15 protein-coding genes and 1 pseudogene are annotated in these 23,406 nt (G+C 73.0%); 9 read left to right on the forward strand and 7 right to left on the reverse strand.

Annotated features, from left to right (window positions below):
- Positions 1-54: 54 nt before the first annotated feature.
- On the forward strand, positions 55-534 hold the full coding sequence (locus B9W62_RS39925) for a hypothetical protein (RefSeq protein WP_218781985.1): 480 nt from the start codon (positions 55-57) through the stop codon (positions 532-534).
- A gap of 9 nt (positions 535-543) precedes the next feature.
- On the opposite strand, the gene mycP is transcribed toward B9W62_RS39925, so the two are convergent.
- Together mycP and eccB are read right to left on the reverse strand one after the other, a co-directional pair.
- Positions 544-1,755 carry a type VII secretion-associated serine protease mycosin gene (mycP, locus tag B9W62_RS10570; protein ID WP_087811846.1) on the reverse strand — a complete coding sequence of 404 codons (1,212 nt, stop codon included), beginning with the start codon at positions 1,753-1,755 and terminating at the stop codon, positions 544-546.
- A gap of 68 nt (positions 1,756-1,823) precedes the next feature.
- The gene (eccB, locus tag B9W62_RS10575) at positions 1,824-3,350 is read right to left on the reverse strand and encodes a type VII secretion protein EccB (RefSeq protein WP_087806945.1); all 1,527 of its coding nucleotides are present in this window, start codon (positions 3,348-3,350) and stop codon (positions 1,824-1,826) included.
- Positions 3,351-3,494: 144 nt separating this feature from the next.
- Between eccB and eccE the strand changes: the two genes are divergently transcribed.
- The 8 genes and pseudogenes from eccE to B9W62_RS10615 all read left to right on the forward strand — a co-directional run bounded on the left by eccE (position 3,495) and on the right by B9W62_RS10615 (position 15,710).
- Positions 3,495-4,823: a type VII secretion protein EccE gene (gene eccE / locus B9W62_RS10580; protein ID WP_087806946.1), complete on the forward strand. Its 1,329-nt coding sequence runs from the start codon at positions 3,495-3,497 to the stop codon at positions 4,821-4,823.
- Positions 4,823-5,599 (forward strand): hypothetical protein, encoded by a 777-nt coding sequence (locus B9W62_RS10585; protein WP_087806947.1) that lies wholly within the window; start codon positions 4,823-4,825, stop codon positions 5,597-5,599. Before eccE ends, B9W62_RS10585 begins: the two co-directional genes overlap by 1 nt.
- 284 nt (positions 5,600-5,883) lie before the next feature.
- The gene (locus tag B9W62_RS10590) at positions 5,884-9,084 is read left to right on the forward strand and encodes an SCO5717 family growth-regulating ATPase (protein ID WP_087806948.1); all 3,201 of its coding nucleotides are present in this window, start codon (positions 5,884-5,886) and stop codon (positions 9,082-9,084) included.
- A gap of 325 nt (positions 9,085-9,409) precedes the next feature.
- On the forward strand, positions 9,410-11,275 hold the full coding sequence (locus B9W62_RS10595) for an ABC transporter substrate-binding protein (RefSeq protein WP_087806949.1): 1,866 nt from the start codon (positions 9,410-9,412) through the stop codon (positions 11,273-11,275).
- Positions 11,276-11,315: 40 nt separating this feature from the next.
- Positions 11,316-12,332: an ABC transporter permease gene (locus B9W62_RS10600; protein WP_087811847.1), complete on the forward strand. Its 1,017-nt coding sequence runs from the start codon at positions 11,316-11,318 to the stop codon at positions 12,330-12,332.
- Positions 12,329-13,261, forward strand: coding sequence for an ABC transporter permease (locus tag B9W62_RS10605; RefSeq protein ID WP_087806950.1), 933 nt, complete (start codon positions 12,329-12,331; stop codon positions 13,259-13,261). Before B9W62_RS10600 ends, B9W62_RS10605 begins: the two co-directional genes overlap by 4 nt.
- A pseudogene (locus tag B9W62_RS10610) lies at positions 13,258-14,304 on the forward strand (ABC transporter ATP-binding protein); the annotation flags it as partial. The gene B9W62_RS10605 and the pseudogene B9W62_RS10610, both read left to right, overlap by 4 nt.
- Positions 14,305-14,648: 344 nt before the next feature.
- Positions 14,649-15,710 (forward strand): ABC transporter ATP-binding protein, encoded by a 1,062-nt coding sequence (locus B9W62_RS10615; RefSeq protein ID WP_087806951.1) that lies wholly within the window; start codon positions 14,649-14,651, stop codon positions 15,708-15,710.
- Positions 15,711-15,879: 169 nt separating this feature from the next.
- Here B9W62_RS10615 and B9W62_RS10620 read toward each other — a convergent pair whose 3' ends face one another.
- The 5 genes from B9W62_RS10620 to B9W62_RS10640 all read right to left on the reverse strand — a co-directional run bounded on the left by B9W62_RS10620 (position 15,880) and on the right by B9W62_RS10640 (position 23,344).
- The gene (locus B9W62_RS10620) at positions 15,880-16,836 is read right to left on the reverse strand and encodes a bifunctional riboflavin kinase/FAD synthetase (protein ID WP_087806952.1); all 957 of its coding nucleotides are present in this window, start codon (positions 16,834-16,836) and stop codon (positions 15,880-15,882) included.
- 146 nt (positions 16,837-16,982) lie between these two features.
- On the reverse strand, positions 16,983-21,317 hold the full coding sequence (locus tag B9W62_RS10625) for a trypsin-like peptidase domain-containing protein (RefSeq protein ID WP_087806953.1): 4,335 nt from the start codon (positions 21,315-21,317) through the stop codon (positions 16,983-16,985).
- Positions 21,318-21,572: 255 nt separating this feature from the next.
- Positions 21,573-22,478 carry a tRNA pseudouridine(55) synthase TruB gene (gene truB / locus B9W62_RS10630; protein WP_087806954.1) on the reverse strand — a complete coding sequence of 302 codons (906 nt, stop codon included), beginning with the start codon at positions 22,476-22,478 and terminating at the stop codon, positions 21,573-21,575.
- Complete coding sequence (gene rbfA / locus B9W62_RS10635) at positions 22,475-22,975, reverse strand: 30S ribosome-binding factor RbfA (protein ID WP_087806955.1); 501 nt, start codon at positions 22,973-22,975, stop codon at positions 22,475-22,477. The genes truB and rbfA overlap by 4 nt, the downstream gene beginning before the upstream one ends.
- Before the next feature lie 75 nt (positions 22,976-23,050).
- The gene (locus B9W62_RS10640; RefSeq protein ID WP_052843289.1) at positions 23,051-23,344 is read right to left on the reverse strand and encodes a DUF503 domain-containing protein; all 294 of its coding nucleotides are present in this window, start codon (positions 23,342-23,344) and stop codon (positions 23,051-23,053) included.
- Positions 23,345-23,406: the final 62 nt, after the last annotated feature.

Raw genomic sequence — 23,406 nt, forward strand, 5'->3', positions numbered from 1 at the left:
CATCAAGAGACTTCAAGGGCTCGCGCTTTCACTGCTCTCGCTGCGCTTGCCTCGTTGACCTTGATCGCCGGTTGCAGTAACGGAGACGAGAAAGCGGACCGCGCCTATGCCGTGCCCAGCAACCTGTGCGGAACTTCAGTAGATTCCGACGAGGTTAGCCCCTTCTTTCCGGCCGGAGAAAGCATCACTGTACAAAAGGACGATCATCTCGGCAGTCAAATCTGCAAGGTGGTCGTCGATAAGAGACTGATCCTTACTGCCACACAAGCATGGGTGGCGCAGGGAAAGACCACAGCCTACTTTGCTTCGGGGCAGACCCTTGAGAAGATCAGCCTTTCGTCCAACGCAGGTCAATATCGATTCTCAGGAAACGAAGGTTTCGGAAAGGCAGCAGACTGCACACACAATGAACACGATCAAGAATTGTACACCGCGCTTCAATTCCAGGGGTCGAAGCACAACGACTCCGATGCCATGAAGCATCTCATCACTTCCTACACCAAAGAGGTCGAGAGCTCCTCATTGTGCCGCTGACGGGCCCCGTCAGACCTGGTTCCTTCGTCGCCGTGAGTCCCGGACCGCCACCGCTGTGCCGCCGAGGCCGGCGGTGAGGACCAGGGCGCCGACGGCCACGTAGGTGCCCAGGCGGGTGTTGCGTTCGTCGGCGGTTTCGCCAAGGTGGAGAGGGGGGACGTCGGGGGCCTTGGCGTGGGCGTCCGGCTTTTCGGCTGCGGGGGATTCCAGCGGGTGGGCCGGGTCCACGTCCGTCAGGGCTTTGACCGGGTCGATCACACCCCAGCCGACGAGGCGGTCATGGCCGGGGATGGATCGTTCGGCCGTCTGCTCGATCTGGGCGACGATCTGCTCGGCCGTCCACTTGGGGTACGCCGACTTCAGCAACGCTGCCACGGCCGCCACGTAGGGCGCGGAGAAACTGGTGCCGTTGTCGGAGCAGTGGCCCCCGCCGGGGACGGTGGAGATCATGTCGACGCCGGGGGCGGCCACGCCCACGAACTCGCCTGCCTGGGAGAAGGACGCGCGTTCGTTGTTGCGGTCGGAGGAGGCGACGGCGAGGACACCGTCGTAGGAGGCCGGGTAGGTCGTCCTGTCCTTGCCTCCCAGGCCGTCGTTGCCCGCCGATGCGACGATCACGACCTCCTTGTCCAGGGCGTAGTCGACGGCCGACTCCAGGGTCGAGGCGGGTTTCACCGCCTTGGCCGTGTCCTGGGAGATGTTGATGACGTCGGCGCCCGAGTCCACGGCGTGCCGGATCGACGTCGCGAGGGTGTCGGCCGTGCCGTTGCCCTCCGCGTCGTTCTGCTTGATGGGGATGATCGTGGTCTCCGGGGCCAGGCCCACGAATCCGGTGCCCTTGGCGGGGCGCGCCGCGATGATGCCGGCCACGCGGGTGCCGTGGCCGACGGTGTCGGTGGTGCCGTGGGCGTTGCCCCGTTCGATCTTCTCGCCCTTGTCGTTCTTCTCGGGGAGGTAGTTCTTGCCCTTGGACGCGTCGACTGCGTCGGTGAGTTGCGGGTGTTTCACGTCGACGCCTGTGTCGATCACGGCGACCCGCACACCCTTGCCCTTCGTCCGGGCCCACAGTTCGTCCAGGTTGACGCGTTGGAGGGCCCACGGTCTGCCCTCGTAGTTCTTGGAGGGGAAGGTGCACTGCCCGCCGTCGGCCGCGCGGGCCGCGGGCGCGGCGGGGAGGAGCGTGAGTGCGGTCGGCGCGGTGAGCACCGTGGCGGCGAGCACGGCCGCAGTCAGTGTCCGGAACCGGATCCGGCCGACGCCACACGCGGGCTTCCGGGCGGCCACGGGCGTCACGATCCCTGCGGCTGGCGTGCGGCCGCCTCGGACAGGCGTGGGCCGGTGGGCAGGAACGTCGACCACTTCGCCGGAACGGGTGAAGGTGCCACGTTCTCGTAGCCGAGCCTCGTCTGGGCGATCCGGGACTCGCTCCGTTCCCGCTCGCGCTTCTTGTCGGACGTACCGATGCCCTTGTCGTCGGTGGCGCTGTCGCTGTTGGACTGCAGGGCGTAGCGCAGACCGGTGTCGGTGACCAGGAAGACCCCGCCCGCCTTCGTCTCGCTGCCCTGGAACTGGCGGTAGAGCTGCCCCGAGCCCGGGGTCACGTAGGCGCTGGAGGAGCCGGTGGGCAGTTGGGCGGGGAAGTCGGTGCTCGCCCAGGTGGACAGGGTGGTGTCGCCGTTCTCGGCGTTCACCGCGCGCAGCACGCTGCAGACGGTGTTGCGGCCGGAGGTCGCGGAGGTGCCATCGTTGACCGTCTTCGGGCGGTACGACGGCCAGGTGCGCCGGCCCGCGAACTCGACGCTGTCGACGACCGCGCCGGGGCTGACCTGCTGCGCCTCGCCGGCCTGCCCGACGTCGACGAGGGCGCCGCTGTTGAGGAGCAACGTAGCCGTGAACTCCGATACGCGGGCCACGGCGCCGCTCTGCACGACGTAATACTGCATGCGCCGCCCGTCGTACGCCTTGATGACCATGCCCACTTTGTCGTACTGCCCGAGCATGTCGGAGGCGCCGGCGGCGGCGCCGGGCGTGCCCTTGATCTCCGGGATCTCGATCGGGTCGCCCTTGTGGAGCGTGTCCAGCCATTCCTGGGAGACGCGCTGCGGGGCCCGGCCCTGGGTGTCCAGGGCCTTGAGGAGTTCCTTGTCCGCCGGATCGGCCAGCTGGTAGGCGGAACCGCGCGAGTCCACCACGTACTGGGAGGAGCCGTCCGGTCCGACGACGTACATCAGGTCGCCGCCGGAGAGTCTGTTCTTGCCCTCCGTCCTGGACCAGTCCTTCTGCGCGAAGACGAACGCCGCCTTCTGGATGGCCCGGCCGCCCGGGCCCGGGCGTTCGCAGACGGCCCAGCGCTTGGCCTGCTCGGCGTCGTCGGAACCGGGCAGGCGGTCGGGGGCGTAGGGGATACCGATCGTGGCGCCGTGCGGTGGCTCGCCGCTGTCGAGCACGCCCTCGTCCACCGTGATGACGCTGTCCTTGTCGGGATCGAGGAGGAGCTTGGCCGAAGCCATGTTGAGGACCGGATGCAGCTGCTTCTTCCCGTCGGTCTTCAGGACGACGTACCGCGTCGTGGAGTCGCTGGCCACGATCACGTGCCCGCCGGCCTCGTCCCACCCCTTCGGTGCGGTCGGGCTGAACAGACCGACCGCACCGAAGACGGCGAGGACGACGATGCCGACGACCGCACCGGGCACGATCGCGCGCAGCGGCCTGGGGGCGCCTTCCTCGGAGCCGGAGGGGGACGGTTGAAGGAAAGACGCGAGGGTGCGGCGCTTCGCGAAGGTGTAGGCGTTCAGTTCATCGCGCCGTGATGCCATGTGTCTTCGTTCTCTCCCCGTACGAGTCAGACCCGGCCCCTACTATGCCTGTTGCCGGACGGTGCATGGGGCACCGGTAGGCTTCCGGAGCCTGCCGTGTGCTGAGCACAATATCTTCGGTGAGAGTTCGGGGGACTTGGAGTGATGGCTTCCGCGTCGCGGACCCGGTCACGCACGCATTCGGCGCCACTTCGTACCAACGCGCCCCCGGACAGCGGGCGCACGGCGTCGGCTGTCCGGGCCTCTGTCACCCCGCACCTGCAAGCCCGTCCGGCGCGCGGTGGCTCCTCCACTCTGCAACGGCTGGTGCTGCTGGAGTTGGCCGCCGCGCTGGCGGTGTGCGGCTGGCTCCTCGGGCCGGTGGCGACGGTGCCGGCGGTCGCCGTTGCCGCGGTGCTGGTGCTTCTGGCCGTGGTACGCCGGCGTCGGCGCTGGCTGCCCGAGTGGCTGGCCAGCCATCTCGCGCTGCGGGCCCGCCGCCGAGGCGCACCTCAGGTGCCGGTGCCGCAGGGCATCGACGCCGGTCTGGCCCCGGCGGTGGAGTGCGAGCCGAACCTGCGCACGTACAGCTTCGTCCACCGGGACGAGCACGACCGTCGACCCGTGGGCATGGTGGGTGACGGAGGGTTCCTCACCGCGGTGCTTCAGGTGGAGGCCGACGCGGGGGCGCTGCGCGCCGAGCGCGGCCGCAGACCGGTGCCGCTGGCCCTGGTCCGGGACGCGCTGGACGTGGACGGCATTCGTCTGGCGTCGGGGCAGATCGTCCTGCACACACAGACCGCGCCCGCGCCCCATCTGCCGCGCCAGTCGGTCGTGGTGGCCAACTACGCGCAGTTGCAGTCGGAGATCGTCGCCCCTGCCGTCCGCATCATGTGGATCGCATTGAAACTCGATCCTGAACTGTGCCCCGACGCGGTGGCCGCGCGCGGCGGTGGGCTACCGGGGGCGCAGAAGTGCCTGGTGCGGTCGGCCGGGCACCTGTCCAGCCGGCTGACGGGGGCCGGCTTCCGGGTGAACCTGCTGACCGAGGAGGAGGTGTCGTCCGCCCTCGCCACCTCCATGTGCGCCAACCCGATGGTGACCGTCCAGTCGGGGCAGGACGACGCAGTCCGGCGACGGACCGAGGAGTCCAGCCGCAGCTGGCGCTGCGACAACCGGCGGCACACCACGTACTGGGTACGCCGTTGGCCCCAGTTGGGCGGTCAGGGCGTCGGGTTGCCCCAGCTGGTGGCCCAGCTGACGGCGGTGCCCGCGCTGGCGACCACCTTCAGCCTCACCCTGGCGCCGAGCGGTCGCCACGACGTGGCGATCACCGGACACGTGCGGGTGACGGGTCGCAGCAGCACGGAACTCGCCGACGCACGCCGGGACCTGGAGAACGTCGCGCGCCAGGCGCGCACCGGTCTCGTGCGTCTGGACCGCGAACAACTGCCCGGTCTGCTCGCCACCCTGCCCCTCGGTGGTGCGCGCTGATGGCCTCTACTCCGTTCACCGCTCCCCCTCCCGCGGCTGCCGCCTCGGGACAGCCGGTCGCCCCGCTGTGGGAGCGGATGCGTACCGGTTTCGGGCTTCTGGGACCCCGCCATCCGCGCCACACGCTCTCCGTGGCCGACCTCGACACGCTCGGCCTGCCCGTCGGGGACGACGGTGTCGTGGTGGGTGTCAACGCCGAGGGGCAGCCCGCCGTGCTCGGGGTGAACCGTCCGACGCCCTTCGACATCCTGCTGATCGGCGGACTGTGGACCACGCAGGTCCTGGCGCTGCGTGCTGCGGCGACCGGAGCGCGAGTGGCCGTGGAGACCGGTCGCCCGGCTCACTGGGCGCAGGTGGTGCAGGCGGTCGGCGGCGGTCAGTCCGGCATGACCGTGCACGAGGTGGGCCGGGTCCCTCCGCAGGGAGCCTCGGCCACGGCGCCGGTCCTGGTCATCCGGGACTGCGGCATGCGCCCGCCCCGAGGGCGGGTGGTGTCGGCGCCCTGGCAGTCCGTGCTGACGCTGCTGCCCTACCTGAGTCCACTCGCCCCGCGACTGATGCGTCAGGCGCGCCTGGTGGGCGTACAGCGCGTCTCGCCGGACGAGTCGCTGGAGATCGGACGCGTGACCGGCCTGCCCCGCCGCGAGTACGAGGCGTTGCCGACCCTCGCTGACGGAGTGACCCTGTGGTGCACGGAACGGGACCGGCAGTACGTGATGACCCAGCCGACCGATGTGGAGGCCGGACTCCTGGGTACGCCTCGGCGGATGGATTGACCGGCAGCACCTGTATCACCCCATTGTTCCCGTTATGGCGCTAAAGGGTGTGCCTCGCACATCAGTTGTGACGTTGGGCACCGGGATGGCCACGGGCACGGGGGCCTGACGGGGGTGGGTCACTCGTGATTAGGCTGGTGTCGGGCGCGACACCAGAACCCGTGAGTGGGCGTCGGCGTCTCAGGGGGAGAACCGGTGGATCGGACGACCTCGGACAATTTCGAATGACAAGCAAGGGTCGCCCCAGCACGGCATGAGGGTGCTCGACCACACCAGGAGGAACTGTGAGCAGCGATCGGGACGGGATCCGCGGGGGCTGGGCTACACCCGGCGATGACCAACCCGACGCGGAGTCCTCCGTCGAGGCGACCGGCGAGTTCACCATCGACTACGCGCCGCCCGCCTGGTACACGCAGAACGCGTCCGGTGACGGCGCGCAGGGGGAGGGCGAGGGGGCCGATCCGCCCGCCGGTTCGTCCGGTTCTCCCGCGGCTTCCGCTCCCCCGGCTTCCGCTCCGACGGCTCCGCCCGCGCCTCGTGGTCCGGTTCCGCCGTTGCCGGGGCTGACTCCGCCGCCGCACGCGACGCCCCATGGGCCTTCCTCCGTGCCGGCTCCCGCCCCGGGCGCGCCTTTCACGCCTCCGCCCCCGGCGCCGGCTCCGGGGGCCGCGTTCACGCCGCCTCCGCCGTCGGGGCCGGGTGCGCCGTTCACGCCGCCCGCGCCGCCGAGCTCAGGGCCGGCCGGGGTGCCCAAGTTGCCGGTGGGGAGCGGCTTCGAGCCGCAGCCTTCGCAGTCGTCGCAGCCCTCGGCGCCGTACGAGCCGGTGCCCGAGCCCCGGCCGGAGCCGGAAGCCGTTGCGGACCCGGCACCTGCGGCGGATCCGGCCTCTCCCACGGCCCTGCCGACGTTTCCGGCCGGTGGATTCCAGCTCCAGGCTCCCGCTCCGCCGGCCGCGGAGGAACCCGAGGCGGTGGCGGAGCTCGAATCCACACCCGCACCCGAACCTGAATCCGCACCCGAACCTGAACCCGAGCCCGACAGCAGGCCCGACACCGCCGAGCTCGACAACGGCGATCTGGAAAGCGGCGCGACCATGCGGTTCTCCGCAGTCGCCCTCAAGCGTGAGATCGCCGAACGGGCCGCCGCGGAGGACCCCGCCGAGGAGTCCCCCGCGACCGATTCCGACGAGGTCGCCGACACTCCGGACGAGGCCGAGGCGGGCGCGGACGACACCGAGGCGGGCGCGGACGACTCCGAGGCCGAGGCCCACGTCGGCTCCGTCCCCGGCTTCGGCTCCGACTCGGGCTCCGACTCCAAGTCCGGCTCCGACGCCGACGCCAGCGCCGGGGACGGCGACGTGGACGACCCCCGCCTCGACGGGCCGGTCGCGCCGACCGCCGTACCCGAGCCCGAGGACCGGGTCGCGGACGAGGCCGCGGACGTGCCGCAGGACGGTGTTCCGGAGGAGGAGCCCCAGGACGCGGTGCCCGCCGACGCCGCGCCCCCGGCCGGCAGCGTGCCGCAGGACGCCGTCCCGCAGGACGCACCGCCGCCCCCGGCCGGGATGCCGCCGCTGCCTCCGTCCTACCCGCCGGTCGCGCCCGCGCCCGCCCACCAGTGGCCCGCGCAGCCGCAGCCCGCCCCCGCGCCGCCCGAGCAGCCGGGGGTACCGGCCCAGCAGCCGCCGTTCCAGCCGCAGGCTCCGCAGCCGGCGCCCGCCGCGTGGAACCCGCCGCCGCCCGCGCCGCAGACCGGCTACGGCTTCCCGCAGCCCGGTACGCAGGCGCCCCAGCCCCAGCCTCCCTCCCCCGTCCAGCCCGGCGGATACGGCTTCCCGCAGGCGCCGCACGGGCCGTCGGCGCAGCAGCCGTACCCCGGCGTTCCGCAGCAGGCACAGCAGGCACAGCAGGCACAACAGGCACAACAGGCGCAGGGCGACGGTCAGGCTCCGCCGGCGCAGCCCGGTCAGCCGGTTCCGCCCGTTCCGCCGGTTCAGGCACCCCACGCACCGCAGGCCGCACCCCAGCCGCCCCAGGTGCCTCAACCGCCCCAGGCGATGCAGCAGCCGGAGTACCAGCCCCTCCCGCCTCAGCAGCAGGCGCCGCAGCAACCGCAGCCGCAGCCGCAGCCACACCCGCAGCAGCCCGCCGACCCCCGGCTCGGTGCCGCCTGGCCGCAGCCCATGCAGCACGACCAGCGGCAGCCCACCAACCCCGGGGCCGCGCCGCTGGGTTACACCGCGGCCGTGGAGCTGTCCTCCGACCGGCTGCTCAACAACAAGCGGCAGAAGGCGAAGAGCAGCCGGCCCGCGGCCGGCGGTTCGCGGTTCAAGCTGGGCGGCAAGAAGGAAGAAGCCGAGCGGCAGCGGAAGCTGGATCTGATCCGCACCCCGGTGCTGTCGTGCTATCGCATCGCGGTGATCAGCCTCAAGGGCGGTGTCGGCAAGACGACGACCACCACCGCCCTCGGCTCCACGCTCGCCACCGAGCGGCAGGACAAGATCCTCGCGATCGACGCCAACCCGGACGCCGGTACGCTCGGCCGCCGGGTGCGCCGGGAGACCGGGGCCACCATCCGGGACCTCGTCCAGGCCATCCCGTACCTCAACTCGTACATGGACATCCGGCGGTTCACCTCGCAGGCCTCCTCCGGTCTGGAGATCATCGCCAACGACGTGGACCCCGCCGTGTCCACGACCTTCAACGACGAGGACTACCGGCGCGCGATCGACGTACTCGGCCAGCAGTACCCGATCATCCTCACCGACTCGGGCACCGGTCTCCTCTACAGCGCCATGCGCGGCGTGCTCGACCTCGCCGACCAGCTCATCATCATCTCGACGCCGTCGGTGGACGGTGCGAGCAGTGCCAGCACGACCCTGGACTGGCTGTCGGCGCACGGGTACGCCGACCTCGTCTCCCGGTCGCTCACTGTCATTTCCGGGGTCCGCGAGACCGGCAAGATGATCAAGGTCGACGACATCGTCGGGCACTTCCAGACCCGGTGCCGCGGTGTGGTCGTGGTGCCGTTCGACGAGCACCTGGCCGCGGGTGCCGAGGTCGACCTCGACATGATGCGGCCGAAGGTGCGGGAGGCGTACTTCAACCTCGCGGCCATGGTCGCCGAGGACTTCGTCCGCCACCAGCAGGCGCACGGCCTGTGGACGTCCGACGGCAACCCGCCGCCGGTCGCCGCCCCGCCCATGCCGGGCCAGCAGATGCCCGGGCAGCCGGTGCCGGGGCAGCAGATGCCGGGGCAACAGCCGGGACAGCAGATGCCCCCGCAGCAGCAGCCGGGGCAGCCGTACCCGCCGCAGCCCGGGCCCGGACAGCAGCCGCCGCACCCGCAGCCCGGCTACGGCCAGCCCTACGCGCCGCCGCCCGCCTACGGATACCCGCAACACGGGCAACCGGGACAGCAGGGGCAGCCCGGACAGCAGCCGCAGCAGGGACAGATCCCCCCGCCTCCGCCGCCCCAGCAGTAGCTCCACCCGCCTCCGCACCACCTCCGTACCACCTCCGAAGGCCCGCGCCGTCCCCGACGGTGCGGGCCTTCGGGCGTGTGCGAACGGCAACGTCAGCCCCAGCCGCCACGCTCTCACCAGGCAGGCGCCAGTGGTCTGCGCCAATGAGGACGACGTATTGGGCAACTCGCTGTTTCCGCAGGCCACATGGGGTTTGACACACCGTTGACGCGCGCAGACTGCCGCTGGTAGACACACACTTCATTCCGCGTTCACCACCGTTCAAGCCCGCCTCACGCGAGGACGCCCGGCGTCTGCGCGTGCGATGACGCGAGGTCAGACAGTCATGAACAGACACGATCGACACGGCAGCGGTCGCACCCCCCACCGGCCCTGGCGAACCCGTCTCCTCGCGGCAGCAGGCGCCGGCGCGCTGCTCCTCGCGTCGGGGGCGATCGCCCCCTCGGCCGCGGCGAAGGACGGCGACGGCGGCGGCAGCGGTGACAAGGTGCTCACCGTCGCCGTGGCGCAGAGCGTCGACTCGCTCAGCCCGTTCCTGGCGGTTCGGCTGCTCAGTACGAGCATCCACCGGCTGACGTACGAGTACCTGACCAACTACGACGCCAAGGACAACCACGTCATACCGGGGCTCGCCACCGAGTGGAAGTCCTCGCCGGACAAGCTGACCTGGACGTACACGATCCGGTCCGACTCCAAGTGGTCGGACGGCGAGCAGGCCACCGCCGAGGACGCGGCGTGGACGTTCAACACGATGATGACCGACCCGGGTGCCGCCACCGCCAACGGCAGCTTCGTCGGCAACTTCGAGAAGGTCACCGCGCCCAGCCCGACCCAGCTGGTGATCCGGCTGAAGAAGCCGCAGGCCACGATGACCGCGCTGGACGTCCCGATCGTGCCCAAGCACGTGTGGGAGAAGGTCGACGACTTCTCGAAGTTCAACAACGACAAGGACTTCCCGGTCGTCGGCAACGGCCCCTTCGTGCTCACCGACTACAAGCCGGACAGCTATGTGCGGCTCAAGGCCAACAAGGACTTCTGGCGCGGCGCCCCCAAGTTCGACGAGCTGGTCTTCCGCTACTACAAGGACCAGGACGCCGCCGTCGCCGCCCTGCGCAAGGGCGAGGTGTCGTTCGTCGCCGGGTCGCCGTCGCTGACCCCGGCCCAGGCCGACTCGCTCAAGGGCGAGGAGAACATCCGGGTCAACGACGCTCCCGGCCGCCGCTTCTACGCCCTCGCCACCAACCCGGGCGCGCGGGCCAAGGACGGGACGAAGTTCGGTGACGGCGACCCCTCGCTGCTGGACCAGCGGGTGCGCAACGCGCTGTTCATGGCAGTGGACCGCAAGGCGATCGTCGACAAGGTGTTCCAGGGCCACGCGGTCGAGGGCGCCGGGTACATCCCGCCGCGCTTCTCCTCGTACTTCTTCGAACCGTCGGCCGGGCAGGAACTGGCCTACGATCCCGAGAAGGCCGCGCGGATGCTCGACGAGGCGGGCTACCGGACCAACGGAGACGGCAAGCGCCTGGGCAAGGACGGCAAGCCGCTGGACTACCGCATCCTGTGCCACGCCACCGACCCGAACGACAAGGCGGTCGGCAAGTACCTCCAGGAGTGGTGGGGCAAGCTGGGCATCTCGGTCACCCTCAACTGCCTGGACAACGTGACCGACCCGTGGCTGGCCGGCACGTACGACCTCGCCTTCGACGGCTGGTCCGTCAACCCCGACCCGGACTTCGTGCTCTCCATCCACACCTGCGACGCGCTCCCGGCGACGCCCAAGGACACCGGGGCCACCGACAACTTCATCTGCGACAAGCAGTACGACGAGCTCTACGCACGGCAGTTGGGCGAGTACGACGCCGGCAAGCGGGCCCAGATCGTCAAGCAGATGCAGTCCCGGCTGTACGACACCGGGTACATGAACGTCATGGCGTACCCGAACGCGGTCGAGGCCTACCGCACGGACCAGATCGAGTCGATCACCACGATGCCGTCCGCCGCGGGCAACATCTACGGGCAGGACGGCTACTGGAGCTGGTGGTCGGCCGTGCCCGCCGACTCCGGCGACTCCTCCGGGAGTTCGTCGTCGGCCGGCACCGTGATCGGGATCGTCGCCGGCGTCGTCGTCCTCGTCGGTCTCGGCGTGTTCTTCGCCGTCCGCCGCCGGTCCTCGGCCGACGACCGTGAGTAGCGCGACCGACTCCGGGACCGACTCCGCGAGCGTCTCCGCGATCGGGAAGCGGCCGTCCGAGGCGCCGCGGGGGCGCGCCCGCAGCACGTATCCGCGGTACGTGGCGGGGAAGCTGGCGGGCGCGGTGGTCTCCCTGTTCGCCGTCCTCGTCACGAGTTTCTTCCTCTTCCGGCTGATCCCCGGCGATCCGGTGAAGTTCATGACCGGCGGCCGCCCCGTCTCGGCCGAGCAACTCGCGGTGTACAGGGAGGAGTTCGGGCTCGACCTGCCGCTGTGGGAGCAGTTCACGGACTACTGCGCCAAGGCGCTGAGCGGGGACCTGGGCACGTCGTACCAGTTCCACGCGCCCGTCGTCGACAAGATCACCGAGGCGCTGCCGAACACCCTGCTGCTCACCGGCACGGCCTTCGTGCTCTACACCGCGCTGGGTGTCTTCCTCGGCACCCGCTCGGCGTGGCGGCACGGAGGGCTCGGTGACCGGCTCAACACCGGCCTGGCGCTGACGCTGTACTCCATTCCGTCCTTCTGGCTGGGACTGCTGCTCATCATCGTGCTGTCGGTGGGTGTGGACCCGGTCCCGGGGCTGTTCCCGACCGGCGGCATGGAGTCGGGGCGCGAGGAGGGCTTCGCGTACGTGCTCGACGTGGCGCACCATCTCGTCCTGCCGGTGGTGACGCTGGTCGCGGTGGAGTACGGCCAGACGTTGCTGGTCACCCGGTCGGCGCTGCTGGACGAGATGGGCAGCGACTATCTGACGACCGCGCGGGCCAAGGGGCTCAGGGACGACCTCGTGCGGCGCCGGCACGCCGTGCCCAACGCGCTGCTGCCGACGGTGACGCTGGTCTTCGTCAATCTGGGGCGGACCGTGGCGGGGGTCATCCTCGTCGAGACGGTCTTCTCCTGGCCGGGGCTCGGCGGGCTGTTCTACCAGGCGCTCAGCGTGCCCGATCTGCCGCTGGTGCAGGGGCTGTTCTTCGTCTTCGCCGCTGCGGTGATCCTGATGAACACCCTGGCCGACCTGTTGTATCCGATGCTCGATCCGAGGGTGGGCCGATGACCGCCGAGACCACCGCGCCTCCTGTGAAACCGGGCGGGCCCAGTCCGCGCGCTCTCGCCCGGCGGCGGCGCCGTGCCTCCGTCGCGCGCTTCTGGAGGGAGTACCGCAAGCACCGTGCGGGGATGTTCGGGCTGGCGGCGCTGGTGCTGTTCGTGCTCGTGGCACTGACCGCGCCGCTGACCGTCGGGTCGGACGTGGACAGTGTGACCGACGCGCCCGGGCAGCCGCTGGAGAGCCCGAGCGGCCGGTTCCCACTGGGCACCGACCAGTTCGGGCGGAACCTGCTGGGCCTGCTGATCTGGGGCTCGCGCGTCTCGCTCCTGGTCGGGCTGCTCGCGGCGGTGCTGTCGGTGCTCATCGGCGCGCTGATCGGGATCACGGCCGGGCACTTCCGCGGCTGGTACGCCACGGTGATGATGCGGATCACGGACTGGTTCCTGGTGATGCCGACGCTGGTGCTGGCGATCGTGCTGGCGACGGTGCTGTCCCGGTCGCTCGGCACGATCGTGCTCGCGATCGGCGTGACCACCTGGCCCACCACGGCGCGCCTGGTGCGGGCGCAAACGCTGGCGGTGGAGTCGCGGCCGTACATCGAGCGGGCGAAGGCGCTCGGGGGCGGGCACTGGCACATCATGTCGCGGCACGTGCTGCCCAACGTGATGCCGCTGATCCTGGCGCAGACGACGCTGATCATCTCCTCCGCGATCCTGGCCGAGGCGACCCTGGCCTTCCTCGGGCTCGGGGACCCGGCGGTCGTGTCCTGGGGCGGGCTGCTGCAAGACGCGCGGGAGGCGGGGTCGGTGAGTTCCGGTGACTGGTGGTACCTGGTGCCGCCGGGGGTCGGGATCGCGGTCGTGGCGCTGGCGTTCACCTTGTGCGGGCGTGCGGTGGAGGCCGTGCTCAATCCCAGGCTGGGGGTGTCCCGTTGAGTCTGCTCGAGGTGCGGGACCTGAAGGTGACGTATCCCGGCGGTGCGACCGCCGTGCGCGGGGTTGACCTGACGCTGGAGGCGGGCGAGAAGCTCGGCATCGCGGGAGAGTCCGGCTGCGGCAAGTCCACCCTGGCCCTGGCGCTGCTGCGGCTGCTGCCGCCGGGCGCCCGGGTCGGCGGGGAGGTGCTGCTGGACGGCGAGGACGTGCTCACGATGAAGTGGGGCCGGGTGCGGGCGGTCCGCTGGGCCGGTGCGTCGATCGTCTTCCAGGGCGCGATGCACTCCCTGAACGCCGTCCACCGCATCGGTGACCAGATCGCCGAGCCGATCCTGCTGCACCGCAGGGCCACGCCGGCGGGGGCGCGCAAGCGGGCCGGGGACCTGCTGGAGCAGGTCGGCCTGCCGGCCGCCCGGGCGAGCGCCTACCCGCACGAGCTGTCCGGCGGCCAGCGGCAGCGGGTGATGATCGCGATGGCGCTGGCCTGCGACCCGCGGCTGATCGTCGCCGACGAGCCGACCACGGCGCTGGACGTGATGATCCAGGCGCAGATCCTGCGGCTGATCGAGGGCCTGGTGGGCGAGCAGGACGTCGGCCTCATCATGATCAGCCACGACCTGGCGGTACTGGCCGACACCTGCGACCGGCTCGCGGTGATGTACGCGGGCCGCGTCGTCGAGGAGGGTCCGGCCCGGCAGGTGTACGACGATGCCCGGCATCCCTACGGCCGGGCGCTGTCGGAGGCGTTCCCCACGATCGGGGACCCGGCCTCCCGGTTTGCGCCCCGTGGGCTGCCGGGCGACCCGCCCGACCCGGCGGCGGTGCCGTCCGGGTGCGCGTTCCATCCGCGCTGCCCGGTCGCGCTGGACCTCTGTGCCACCGAGGACCAGCCCCTGCGGGAGGCGGGCGGGCGACGCCGGGCGGCATGCGTGCACGTGGGCTCGGACGGCACGGCAACACCGGGCGGCGGTACGCCCGCCGCCGACGGGACACCCACCGAGGCCACGGCACCTGCCCGGCACGGGGGCGCCGATGAGCGCGGGACGCCCGCGGAGGGCGAGGCGGCCGGCGAGGACGGGGCAGCCGGCGAGGGCGGGGAGCCGGCCGAGGACGGAGAGCCCCGCACAGGCGGACAGCATGCCGAGGGCGGAGGTCCCGGCCAAGGCGGAGAGCCTGCCGGGGCCGGGGCACCAGGCCAAGGCCAAGAGCCCGCCGAGGACAGGGCGCCCGGCCAAGGCGAAGAGCCCGCCGAGGGCGGACAGCCCGGCCAAGGCGAAGAGCCCGCCCAGCACGGAACACCCGACCGCAACGGAGCCCCCGCCGAGGGCGAGGCGCCCGCGGGCGGGGGCGCGGCGGCGGAGGACGACGGAGTGAGGAGCAGTGCCCCATGACCAGCACCATGTCCGGCGGCGCGTCCATGGGGAAGCAGCGTGATCCCGCCGGCGACGCGCCTCCGCTGCTGAGCGTCCAGGGGCTGCACGTCACCTTCCCCGGCAGGCGCGGGGCGGCCGCCGCGCGGGCCGTGGACGGGGTCGACCTCGACATCCGGCGCGGTGAGATCGTCGCGCTGGTCGGCGAGTCGGGCTGCGGCAAGACGACCCTGGCCCGTTCGCTGCTCGGCCTGGTGAGGCCGACCGGGGGACGCGTCACCTTCGACGGGGCCTCCCTGGAGTACTCCGCCCGGGCGCTCAAGGCGTACCGCAGGCGGGCCCAGCTGGTCCTCCAGGATCCGAACGGTTCGCTGAACCCGCGGCACACGGTCCACGACATCGTCGCCGAGGGCCTGCGCATCCACGGCCACGCCCGGGACGAGCGGACGACGGTCGCCGAGGCGCTGGCGCGGGCCGGGCTGCGACCGCCGGAGCGGTTCTTCCTGCGCTACCCGCACGAACTGTCCGGGGGCCAGCGCCAGCGGGTCGTCATCGCGGGCGCGCTGGTCCTGCAACCCGAGCTGCTCGTCGCCGACGAACCGGTGGCCTCCCTCGACGCGTCGGTGCGCGGCGAGATCCTCGCGCTGCTGCTGCGGCTGCGCACGGAGCTGGGCCTGGCCGCGCTGGTGGTTACCCACGACCTGGGCCTGGCCTGGAACATCGCCGACCGGGTCGCGGTGATGTACCTGGGCCGGATCGTCGAGACCGGCCCGGTGGAGCAGGTGCTGACGGCGCCCCGGCACCCGTACACCCAGGCCCTGCTGTCCGTGCTGCCGGAGGCGCCCGGCGCGCCCGTCGTGCTCACCGGGGAGCCTCCGGACCCGTCGTACATCCCCGGCGGCTGTCGCTTCCACGTGCGTTGCCCGGTCTTGGCGAGCGGCGAGGCCGAACGCGTCGGCGTCGCGGACGCCTGCCGGAGCCAGGGGCTGGAGATCCTGCGCGGCGGCGACGCGCCCCAGGTCGCCTGCCACTGGGCGCGGGCGAAGCAGCCCGCGGCCGAGGGCCGGGGGCCGGGCTGACGACTGACGGGGCCGGGGCAAGGGCCGTGGACCGCGCCGGGGCCCTGCCCTCGTCGCCATCAGGCGCAGACAGGGGGGCGTCGGTTGTCAGACCCCGGCGTGACCTCGGCCGTCAGCTCCGTCAGCCCCGGGTGCGCCCTCGACCGTCGGACCGGAGGCGTCCTGGGTCTCAGGCCCCGGGGGCGTCCGTCGCGGTGATCTCGCGGCACCTGTCGACGTCCTCGGCCATCTGCACCAGGAGCGCGTCCAGCGTCTCGAACTTCGCCTGCCCGCGTACGAAGGCCACGAAGTCCACGGCGACGTGCAGGCCGTACAGCTCCAGGCCGACGCGGTCGATCGCGTACGCCTCGACCGTGCGCTCGGTGCCCTCGAACTGCGGGTTGGTGCCGACGGAGATCGCGGCCGGCATCGCCTCGCCCTGGGCGTGCAGCCAGCCGGCGTAGACGCCGTCGGCCGGGATCGCGGTGTGCGGGAGGGTCTCGACGTTGGCCGTGGGGAAGCCCATCTCGCGGCCGCGCTGGGCGCCCCGCACGACCACGCCCTCCACCCGGTGCGGGCGGCCCAGGATCTCCGCGGCGCCGGACACGTCGCCCTCGGCGACCAGGCGGCGGGTCAGGGTGGAGGAGAACGGCTCGCCGCCGCCCGCGTCGCCGGTGACGTACAGGTCGACGACCTCGACCTCGAAGTCGTAGACCTTGCCCTGCTCGATGAGGAAGTCCACGTTCCCGGCGGCCTTGTGGCCGAAGCGGAAGTTGGGGCCCTCGACGACCGCCTTGGCGCGCAGCCGGTCGACCAGGACCTTGACCACGAAGTCGGCGGCGGAGAGCTTCGAGAACTCCTTGGTGAAGGGGAGGATCAGCACCGCGTCCACGCCCAGGTCCGCCATCAGTTCGGCCCGGCGGTGGTGCGGGGCGAGCAGCGGGGGGTGGCTGCCGGGGCGGACGACTTCGCTGGGGTGCGGGTCGAAGGTGACGACGACGGCCGGGACGCCCAGCTCGCGGGCGCGGTCCACGGCGTGCCTGATGATCAGCTGGTGCCCGCGGTGAACGCCGTCGTAGGAGCCGATGGTGACGACGCTGCGTCCCCAGTCCTCGGGGATGTCCTCCAAGCCACGCCAGCGCTGCACTGTGTCCGCTCCTCGGTGCTTCCGTGGTTTCGATGGTTCCGTGGTGACCCTTGCGCAGGTCTAAGGGTGCCATGCCGTCCGGCTCCGGCCCGCATCGGCATCGGGATCGGCATCGGCATCGGGATCGGGCTGTGACGGGGGGCGGGTCAGGCGGGGACGCGGGCGCCCGCCAGGTGCTCGATCGTGCGGCGGGTGCTGGGGCCCACCAGCGCGGCCCAGTCCTGGGGCGCGTCGCCGAGCCAGCCGGTCAGCCGGGCGGCGAAGCCCGGGAGGTGGCGGGCCAGGTCGACGAGGCCGCGGTCGAAGCAGGTGGCGCCGTCGGGGGTGCGGACGAGGAGCAGCCCGGTGCGCTGGACGAGGGCGCGCAACTCCTCGCCGTCGCACCGGGCGGCCGCGTGCAGCAGCGCGTCCAGGACGGCGGGTTCCTGCTCGTGGGCGAACAGGTGCTCCCGCAGCCCGCGGCGGAGCGGGGCGCCGGCCGTCGTCCCGTCGGCGGCGAGGACTCCGGCGAGCGCGGCCCGCACCGGCTCGGGACCGTCGTCCAGGAGGCGGGTGACCAGCGGCAGGAGTACGGCGCGGGGTGCGGGGTCCCGGTCGAGGCGCCGGTCCACGTACGCGGCCAGGTGACCGGCTGTCTCGGGGCGCTCGGCCACCGTCCGCCCGAGGAGCGCGGCCACCCGGTCGGTCAGCGCGGGCGTGGTGGCGTCGGCGAGCCTGCGCAGCGCCTCACCGGCGTCCGGGCCGAGCAGACGGGCCCGGAAGGCTTCGAGCACCGGCTCGGGGTGGGTCGGCAGGGCGGCGGCCACCGCGGCCGGCGGGAGGTACGGGTCGCCTGCGGCGAAGTGGTCGAGGGCCCTGGGGAGGTGGCGGTCGCGGCAGGCGGGGTCCTGGACGAGCAGGGCCAGGGCGCCGCCGCGCAGCGGACTGGCGGAGGGACCGGCGAGCAGGACCAGGGCGGCGTGGCGAAGCAGGGTGCGGTCGGCGCCGGGACGTGCGTGCGGGGCGGTCCGCAGGCCGTGGGTGACCGCCGCGGTCTGGCGCGCGGGGCGCTCGTCGCGCGCCCACCGCTCCACCGCGCGGCAGAGCGCCGACGGCTCCTCCTCGGCCAGGACGGCGAGCAGTTCGTCGGCGCGCCGGTGCGCGCTGTCGACGAGGACCTCGGTGAGGCCGTCCAGGCCGCGGTGGCGGTGCGTGTGCAGCAGCGCCTGCGCGGCCGTCGCCACGGTGGCGTGCGGGGTGGCGGGCAGCGACCGCTCGTCGTCGAACCAGCGCACGAGGAGCGGTTGTACGGCCGCGGGGTCGGCGACGAGCAGCCCGGCCACGGTGTCGAGGTGACGGGGGCCGGGCCGGTGCGGCGGTCCGTCGGCGAGGACGAGGCGGCGCAGCAGGTCGAGGAGGGTGGTCTCGGGCACGCGCAGGGCCGTCCAGAATCCGGGCCCGAACACCTGGGGCGCCGGGTGCCCTTCGCCGCCCCGTTCCGCGATCCCGTCGGCGAGCAGCCGCAGCACCTCCGTGTACGGCGTCGCGTCGGGGACCCGGGTCAGCACCTCGGCGAGCAGCCGGGCGGCCCACCAGGAGTGCGGATCGAGGTCCAGGGCGTGCACCAGCTCCTCGAGGGTCAGGGCGAGTTGCGGGACTCCGTGCTGACGGGCGAGGAGCAGGACCGCCTCGACGACGGAGCCGATGCGGTGGTGCGGCACGGGCAGGGTGTGGGTGCCGTGCGGGGTGTCGCGCCGGTGGACGAGGGCGCGCAGGGCCTCCTCCAGGTCGAGGTGGGTGCCCTGGATCCAGTCGGCGAGCCCCTCGTGCGCGAAGCGGTAGCCGCTGCCCGCGGGTGCGAAGAGGCCTTCGGCGAGCACGGCCGGTGCCCAGCCGGTGCCGCCGCCCAGCCGGGCCGGGGCCGGTCCCCACGGGAACAGCGCCTCGAAGGAGTCCCGGTCCAGTGCGCCGTGTCCGGACCCGAGGCTGCGCCGGGCGGCCTCGTGGACCTGGCCGGAGACCTTCGCGGCGAGTCGGCGCACGGCGGTGCCGTGCAGGCCGTTCTCCCCGGCCAGGCGGGTGGCGACGCGCAGGCACATCAGGTCCAGGTAGGCGGCGAAGACCGCGTCCCGGGTGACGGATACGGGGGCCGGGGGGCCGGGCAGGGCGGCGTGGACCTCCGCGAACAGGCGGAGGGTGAGGGGGTGAGCGGCGTCCGGGCCGGCCAGGGCGCCTTCCGGTACGCCGTGGCGGACGCGCGCCTCGTAGGCCTCCTCGTCGCTCAGGTCGCCGAGGCGGACGCAGGGCGGGAGCCCGGCGTCCCCGCGCCCCGGGGCGCCTGCGGACGCCGGTTCGGCGGAGGCCGGCCCGGGTCCGGCGGCCTCCGTCGCGTCCGAGGGGCCCGGGGCGGCGGTCCAGGGCACCGGATGCGGTCCCGCGGGGCCGACGGCGCGACCCGACGACGATGCCGGAGCGGGCATCCCGCCGAACGCCCCGAACGCGGCGGTCCCGCGCGCCGCCTGCGGTCCCTCGCGGTCGTCGGCCCGGCGCGGCCACCCTTCCACGCCGGGCGCCCCTCCGAGAGCCCTCGGTTCGGAGGCCCCGGACACCGCCTCCGGCCCACCCCGATCAACCGCACGACGCGACCACGGCGCCACGCCGGACGACCGCCCGAGCGCTTCCGGAACAGGAGCCCCAGACGCCGCCTCCGATCCACCCCGGTCAACCGCACGGCGCGACCACGGCGCCGCGCTGGACGCCTCCCCAGTCGCCCCGGGTGTCGGCGTGGCTTCGGCCGGCCCCGGGCGGGCCTCCCTCGAGCCGGTCCAGGACGAGGAGGCGCCCGCGTCCGGTCCGGGCCCCGGCGCGGTGAGTGCTGCCCCGGACGGCGGCACACCGTCCTCCGCCCGCACCGCACCGTCGGGCGTGGGCCACGGTGCCGGTGCGGTGGCCGCCCAGGGCGACGGGGCCTCCGCTGCCCGCCTGTGCGCCTGCGACCCGGCCGAGCCCACACGTGCGCGCGCGGCAGGCGCAAGCGCCGCAGCCGGGCCGGGCGTCGCCGCCCCGGCGTCCGGTGCGTGCAGCAGCTCCCCCGGGAACTCCGCCCCGGCGTGCTCCCAGTACTCCGCGCGGCAGGCCACCACCAGCCGTGCCTCCGTCTCCCGCAGCCAGGCGGCCGTGCCCTCGGTCCACTCGGGGAGCCGGTGCGCCAGGACGGGCGGCATCTCCTCGGGGCCGTCCAGGAGGACCAGGAGGGGCCGTCCCGCGGTGTGGGCCAGGTGGGCGAGGCGGTCCGGGGAGATGTCGCCGAGGCCGTCGGGGTCGGGGCCGTCCGAGGCGGCGACGATCCGGGCGGCCCGGGCCAGCGTCCGGCGGGCGGCGTCCGCCAGCGACATGTCGTCGTCCCGCAGGTCGGCGCCGCGCAGCCACAGGGTGGGCGCCGCGTCCGGGCCACTGGACCGACGGGCGGCGAGGGCCGCCAGCTCGGTCGTCCGGCCGCTGCCCGGCGCGCCGACCAGACCGAGCACGCGGGCCCGGCCCGCGGTGAAGGCGGCGAACTCGCGCGTCACCCGCGTCCGTTCGACCGGCTCCCCCGCACCGGATCCGCCGCTCGGCGCGGCGAGGGGGTCCCCGTCCTGGACCGACGTCGCCGTGAGGGCGAGCACGCCGGCCAGATTGAGGTCGACGCCGTAGGCCGGGACCGTCGCCGCGTTCTCGGCGAGGAGTGCGGCGAGCGGGCCCGTGGCCGCGTGGCGCAGGGGCACGGCGAAGCCGACGTCGCTGTGTCCCGAGCTGAGGGCGGTGCCGAGGACGCCGAGGACGGCGCCGGTCGCCGCGTCGAGCACGGGCCCGCCGGCCGCGCCGCCGCCGAGCCGCAGCGCGTCCCGCCCGCAGGTGCCGACGGCCAGTTCGAGGGCGTCGCCGAGGTGGTGGAAGCGGTCGGTGGCCGTGTAGGTGACGTCGGTGGCGCCCAGGACCCGGGCCTCGCGCCAGCCGCCGGCGGCGATCCGGACGTAGGTCCCGGCCTCGACGCGGTCCCGCGCGGTCAGCGGCAGCGGGTCGACGCCGAGGCCCTCGGTGCGCACCAGGGCCAGGCCGAGGGCGGGCAGCGGGGTCACGTCGGCGGCCGCCACGACGCGGCGGCGGTCCCCGGCGGTGCTCAGCACCAGCCGGGTCAGGCCGTCGACCGCTTCGTGGCTGGTGAGCACCGTGCCGTGGTGGTCGGCGACGAATCCCGTGCCGCGGGGGCGGCCGGCGAGGTCGTGGAAGCGGATCAGGGCGGCGTCGTGGGCGGCGCACCCGACCGGATCGGACGCGTACCCCGCCGGATCGGACGCGCACCCGGCCGGAACGGACACGCACCCCGCCGGAACGGATGCGTACCCCGCCGGATCGGCCTCCCGGACGGCCGGTGGGCCGCCTCGTGCTTCCCGGGAGCCGTTTCCGGGCCGCTCCCCCGCCCTGTCGCCCGTCGTCTCCCGGGACCGGTTCCGCGACGCCATCGTCGAACCTCCCCGCCGTACACCCGTGCCGTGTGTTCGACGGTAGGCGCGAGATGATCAGCGGGACAGATCCCCTGGCGAACGCGCCCCCTTCCGCTCCCCCGGTTCACTCCGAGCGCCTGCCCGGACGGGTGAACAGAAGGGGTGGGTTGGATACACCCTAGGGGGTGGGGGAACCGAGGGGGGACCGTGGAGCGGCGACAGTGGCAGTCCCCGTGTGCGCCGCTCCACGGGCGGACCTGACGGCGGGTCGGCTCAGCCGAAGACGGCCAGGCTCTTCGCCTTGCCCTTGTGCTCCTCCACCAGGGCGAGGAGACGCCCCTCGGGATCGAAGACGGCGACGGCACCGGCGCCCGTGTACTCCTCGGGCATCTCGAGGCGTACGCCGTTGGTGAGCAGCCGGGCCCGCTTCGCGTCCACGTCCCAGCGGGGGAAGGCGGCACCGGCCGCGTCCGCGACGGGCATGACGGTCAGCTCCTGCTGGAGCTGGTCCAGGGTCCGGGCGCCGTCCAGCTTGTACGGTCCGACGCGGGTGCGCCGCAGTGCCGTGAGGTGTCCGCCGACGCCGAGCCCGGCGCCCAGGTCGCGGGCCAGGGCCCGGATGTAGGTGCCGGAGGAGCAGGTCACCGAGACCACCAGGTCGAGCACCGGGGTGCCGTCGTCGGCGACGGCGTCCCGGACGTCGTACACCGCGAAGGAGGAGACGGTGACGGGGCGGGCGGGGATCTCGAAGTCCTCGCCCTCGCGGGCCCGCTTGTACGAGCGCACGCCCTTGATCTTGATGGCGCTGACCTTGGACGGCACCTGCATGATGGCGCCGCTCAGCTCGGCGATGCCGGCGTCGATCGCCTCCCGGGTGACCTTCGAGGCGTCCCGCGACCCCGTGATCTCGCCCTCGGCGTCGTCGGTCAGCGTCGTCTGTCCGAGCCGGATGGTGCCCAGGTACTCCTTCTCGGTGAGGGCGAGGTGCCCGAGGAGCTTGGTCGCCCGCTCGACACCGAGGACCAGGACGCCCGTCGCCATCGGGTCGAGCGTGCCGGCGTGCCCGACGCGCCGGGTGCGGGCGATGCCCCGCATCTTGGCGACGACGTCGTGCGAAGTGAAGCCCGACGGCTTGTCGACGATGACAAGGCCGTCGGGCGTGGTGTGCTTCTCGGTCATTTAGCGGTGTCGTCCGTCTCGTCGGCCCCGGCCCCGGTCCCGGTCCCGGCCTCGGTCTCGGGCTCCGTCTCGTCCTCGCCCGGCTTGCGGTACGGGTCCGCCTCGCCCGCGTACGCGGCGCCCGCGGACGCCTCGCGCACCTTCTCGTCGGACTGCCGCGCCCGGTCGAGGAGGTCCTCGATGTTGCGGGCGGTGTCCGGCAGGGCGTCCATGACGAAGGTCAGGGTCGGCGTGAACTTCACGCCGGCCGCCTTGCCGACCTCGGAGCGCAGGATGCCCTTGGCGCTCTCCAGGCCCGCCGAGGCGGCGTTGCGCTCCTCCTCGTCCCCGTAAACCGTGTAGAAGACGGTCGCCTCCCGCAGGTCGCCCGTGACCCGGGTGTCCGTGATGGTGACGTGCGAGCCGAGCCGCGGGTCCTTGATCCCGCGCTGCAGCTTCTGGGCCACCACCTCTCGGATGAGGTCCGCCAGCCTTTTCGCCCGCGCGTTGTCGGCCACTGGTCCGTCTCCCGTTCTTTCTTCTCTTGCCTGATCCGGCTTCTCTTGCCCGATCCGGTTCTCTGCCCGATCTGGTCAGTCGTCGTCGCCGTGGAAGCGCCGTCTCACCGACAGCAGTTCCACCTCGGGGCGGCCGGCCACCAGCCGCTCGCACCGGTCGAGCACGTCGCTGAGGTGGCCCGCGTCGCCGGACACCACGGCCAGGCCGACGACGGCCCGGCGATGGAGGTTCATGTGCTCCACCTCCGCCGCGCTCACCGCGTACTTCCGCTGGAGTTCGGCGACGATCGGGCGGACGACGGAGCGCTTCTCCTTCAGCGAATGTACGTCGCCGAGGAGGAGGTCGAAGGACAGCGTCCCCACATACATGTGCAGCCGGTTCACCCGCCGGTCCGGGATCGATGGCCCCGCCGCGAACGGGCGGGATCATC

The sequence above is a fragment of the Streptomyces sp. CS113 genome (assembly GCF_002188365.1).
Taxonomy (GTDB): Bacteria; Actinomycetota; Actinomycetes; order Streptomycetales; family Streptomycetaceae; genus Streptomyces; species Streptomyces tendae.

Bases quoted from the DNA above. Each gene is read 5' to 3' on its own strand.
- B9W62_RS10625 (WP_087806953.1), bottom strand. From the start codon at position 21,317: ATGGCGTCGCGGAACCGGTCCCGGGAGACGACGGGCGACAGGGCGGGG.
- truB (WP_087806954.1), bottom strand. From the start codon at position 22,478: ATGACCGAGAAGCACACCACGCCCGACGGCCTTGTCATCGTCGACAAG.
- eccE (WP_087806946.1), top strand. From the start codon at position 3,495: ATGGCTTCCGCGTCGCGGACCCGGTCACGCACGCATTCGGCGCCACTT.
- B9W62_RS10605 (WP_087806950.1), top strand. From the start codon at position 12,329: ATGACCGCCGAGACCACCGCGCCTCCTGTGAAACCGGGCGGGCCCAGT.
- B9W62_RS10595 (WP_087806949.1), top strand. From the start codon at position 9,410: ATGAACAGACACGATCGACACGGCAGCGGTCGCACCCCCCACCGGCCC.
- B9W62_RS10640 (WP_052843289.1), bottom strand. From the start codon at position 23,344: ATGTATGTGGGGACGCTGTCCTTCGACCTCCTCCTCGGCGACGTACAT.
- eccB (WP_087806945.1), bottom strand. From the start codon at position 3,350: ATGGCATCACGGCGCGATGAACTGAACGCCTACACCTTCGCGAAGCGC.
- B9W62_RS10585 (WP_087806947.1), top strand. From the start codon at position 4,823: ATGGCCTCTACTCCGTTCACCGCTCCCCCTCCCGCGGCTGCCGCCTCG.
- B9W62_RS10615 (WP_087806951.1), top strand. From the start codon at position 14,649: ATGACCAGCACCATGTCCGGCGGCGCGTCCATGGGGAAGCAGCGTGAT.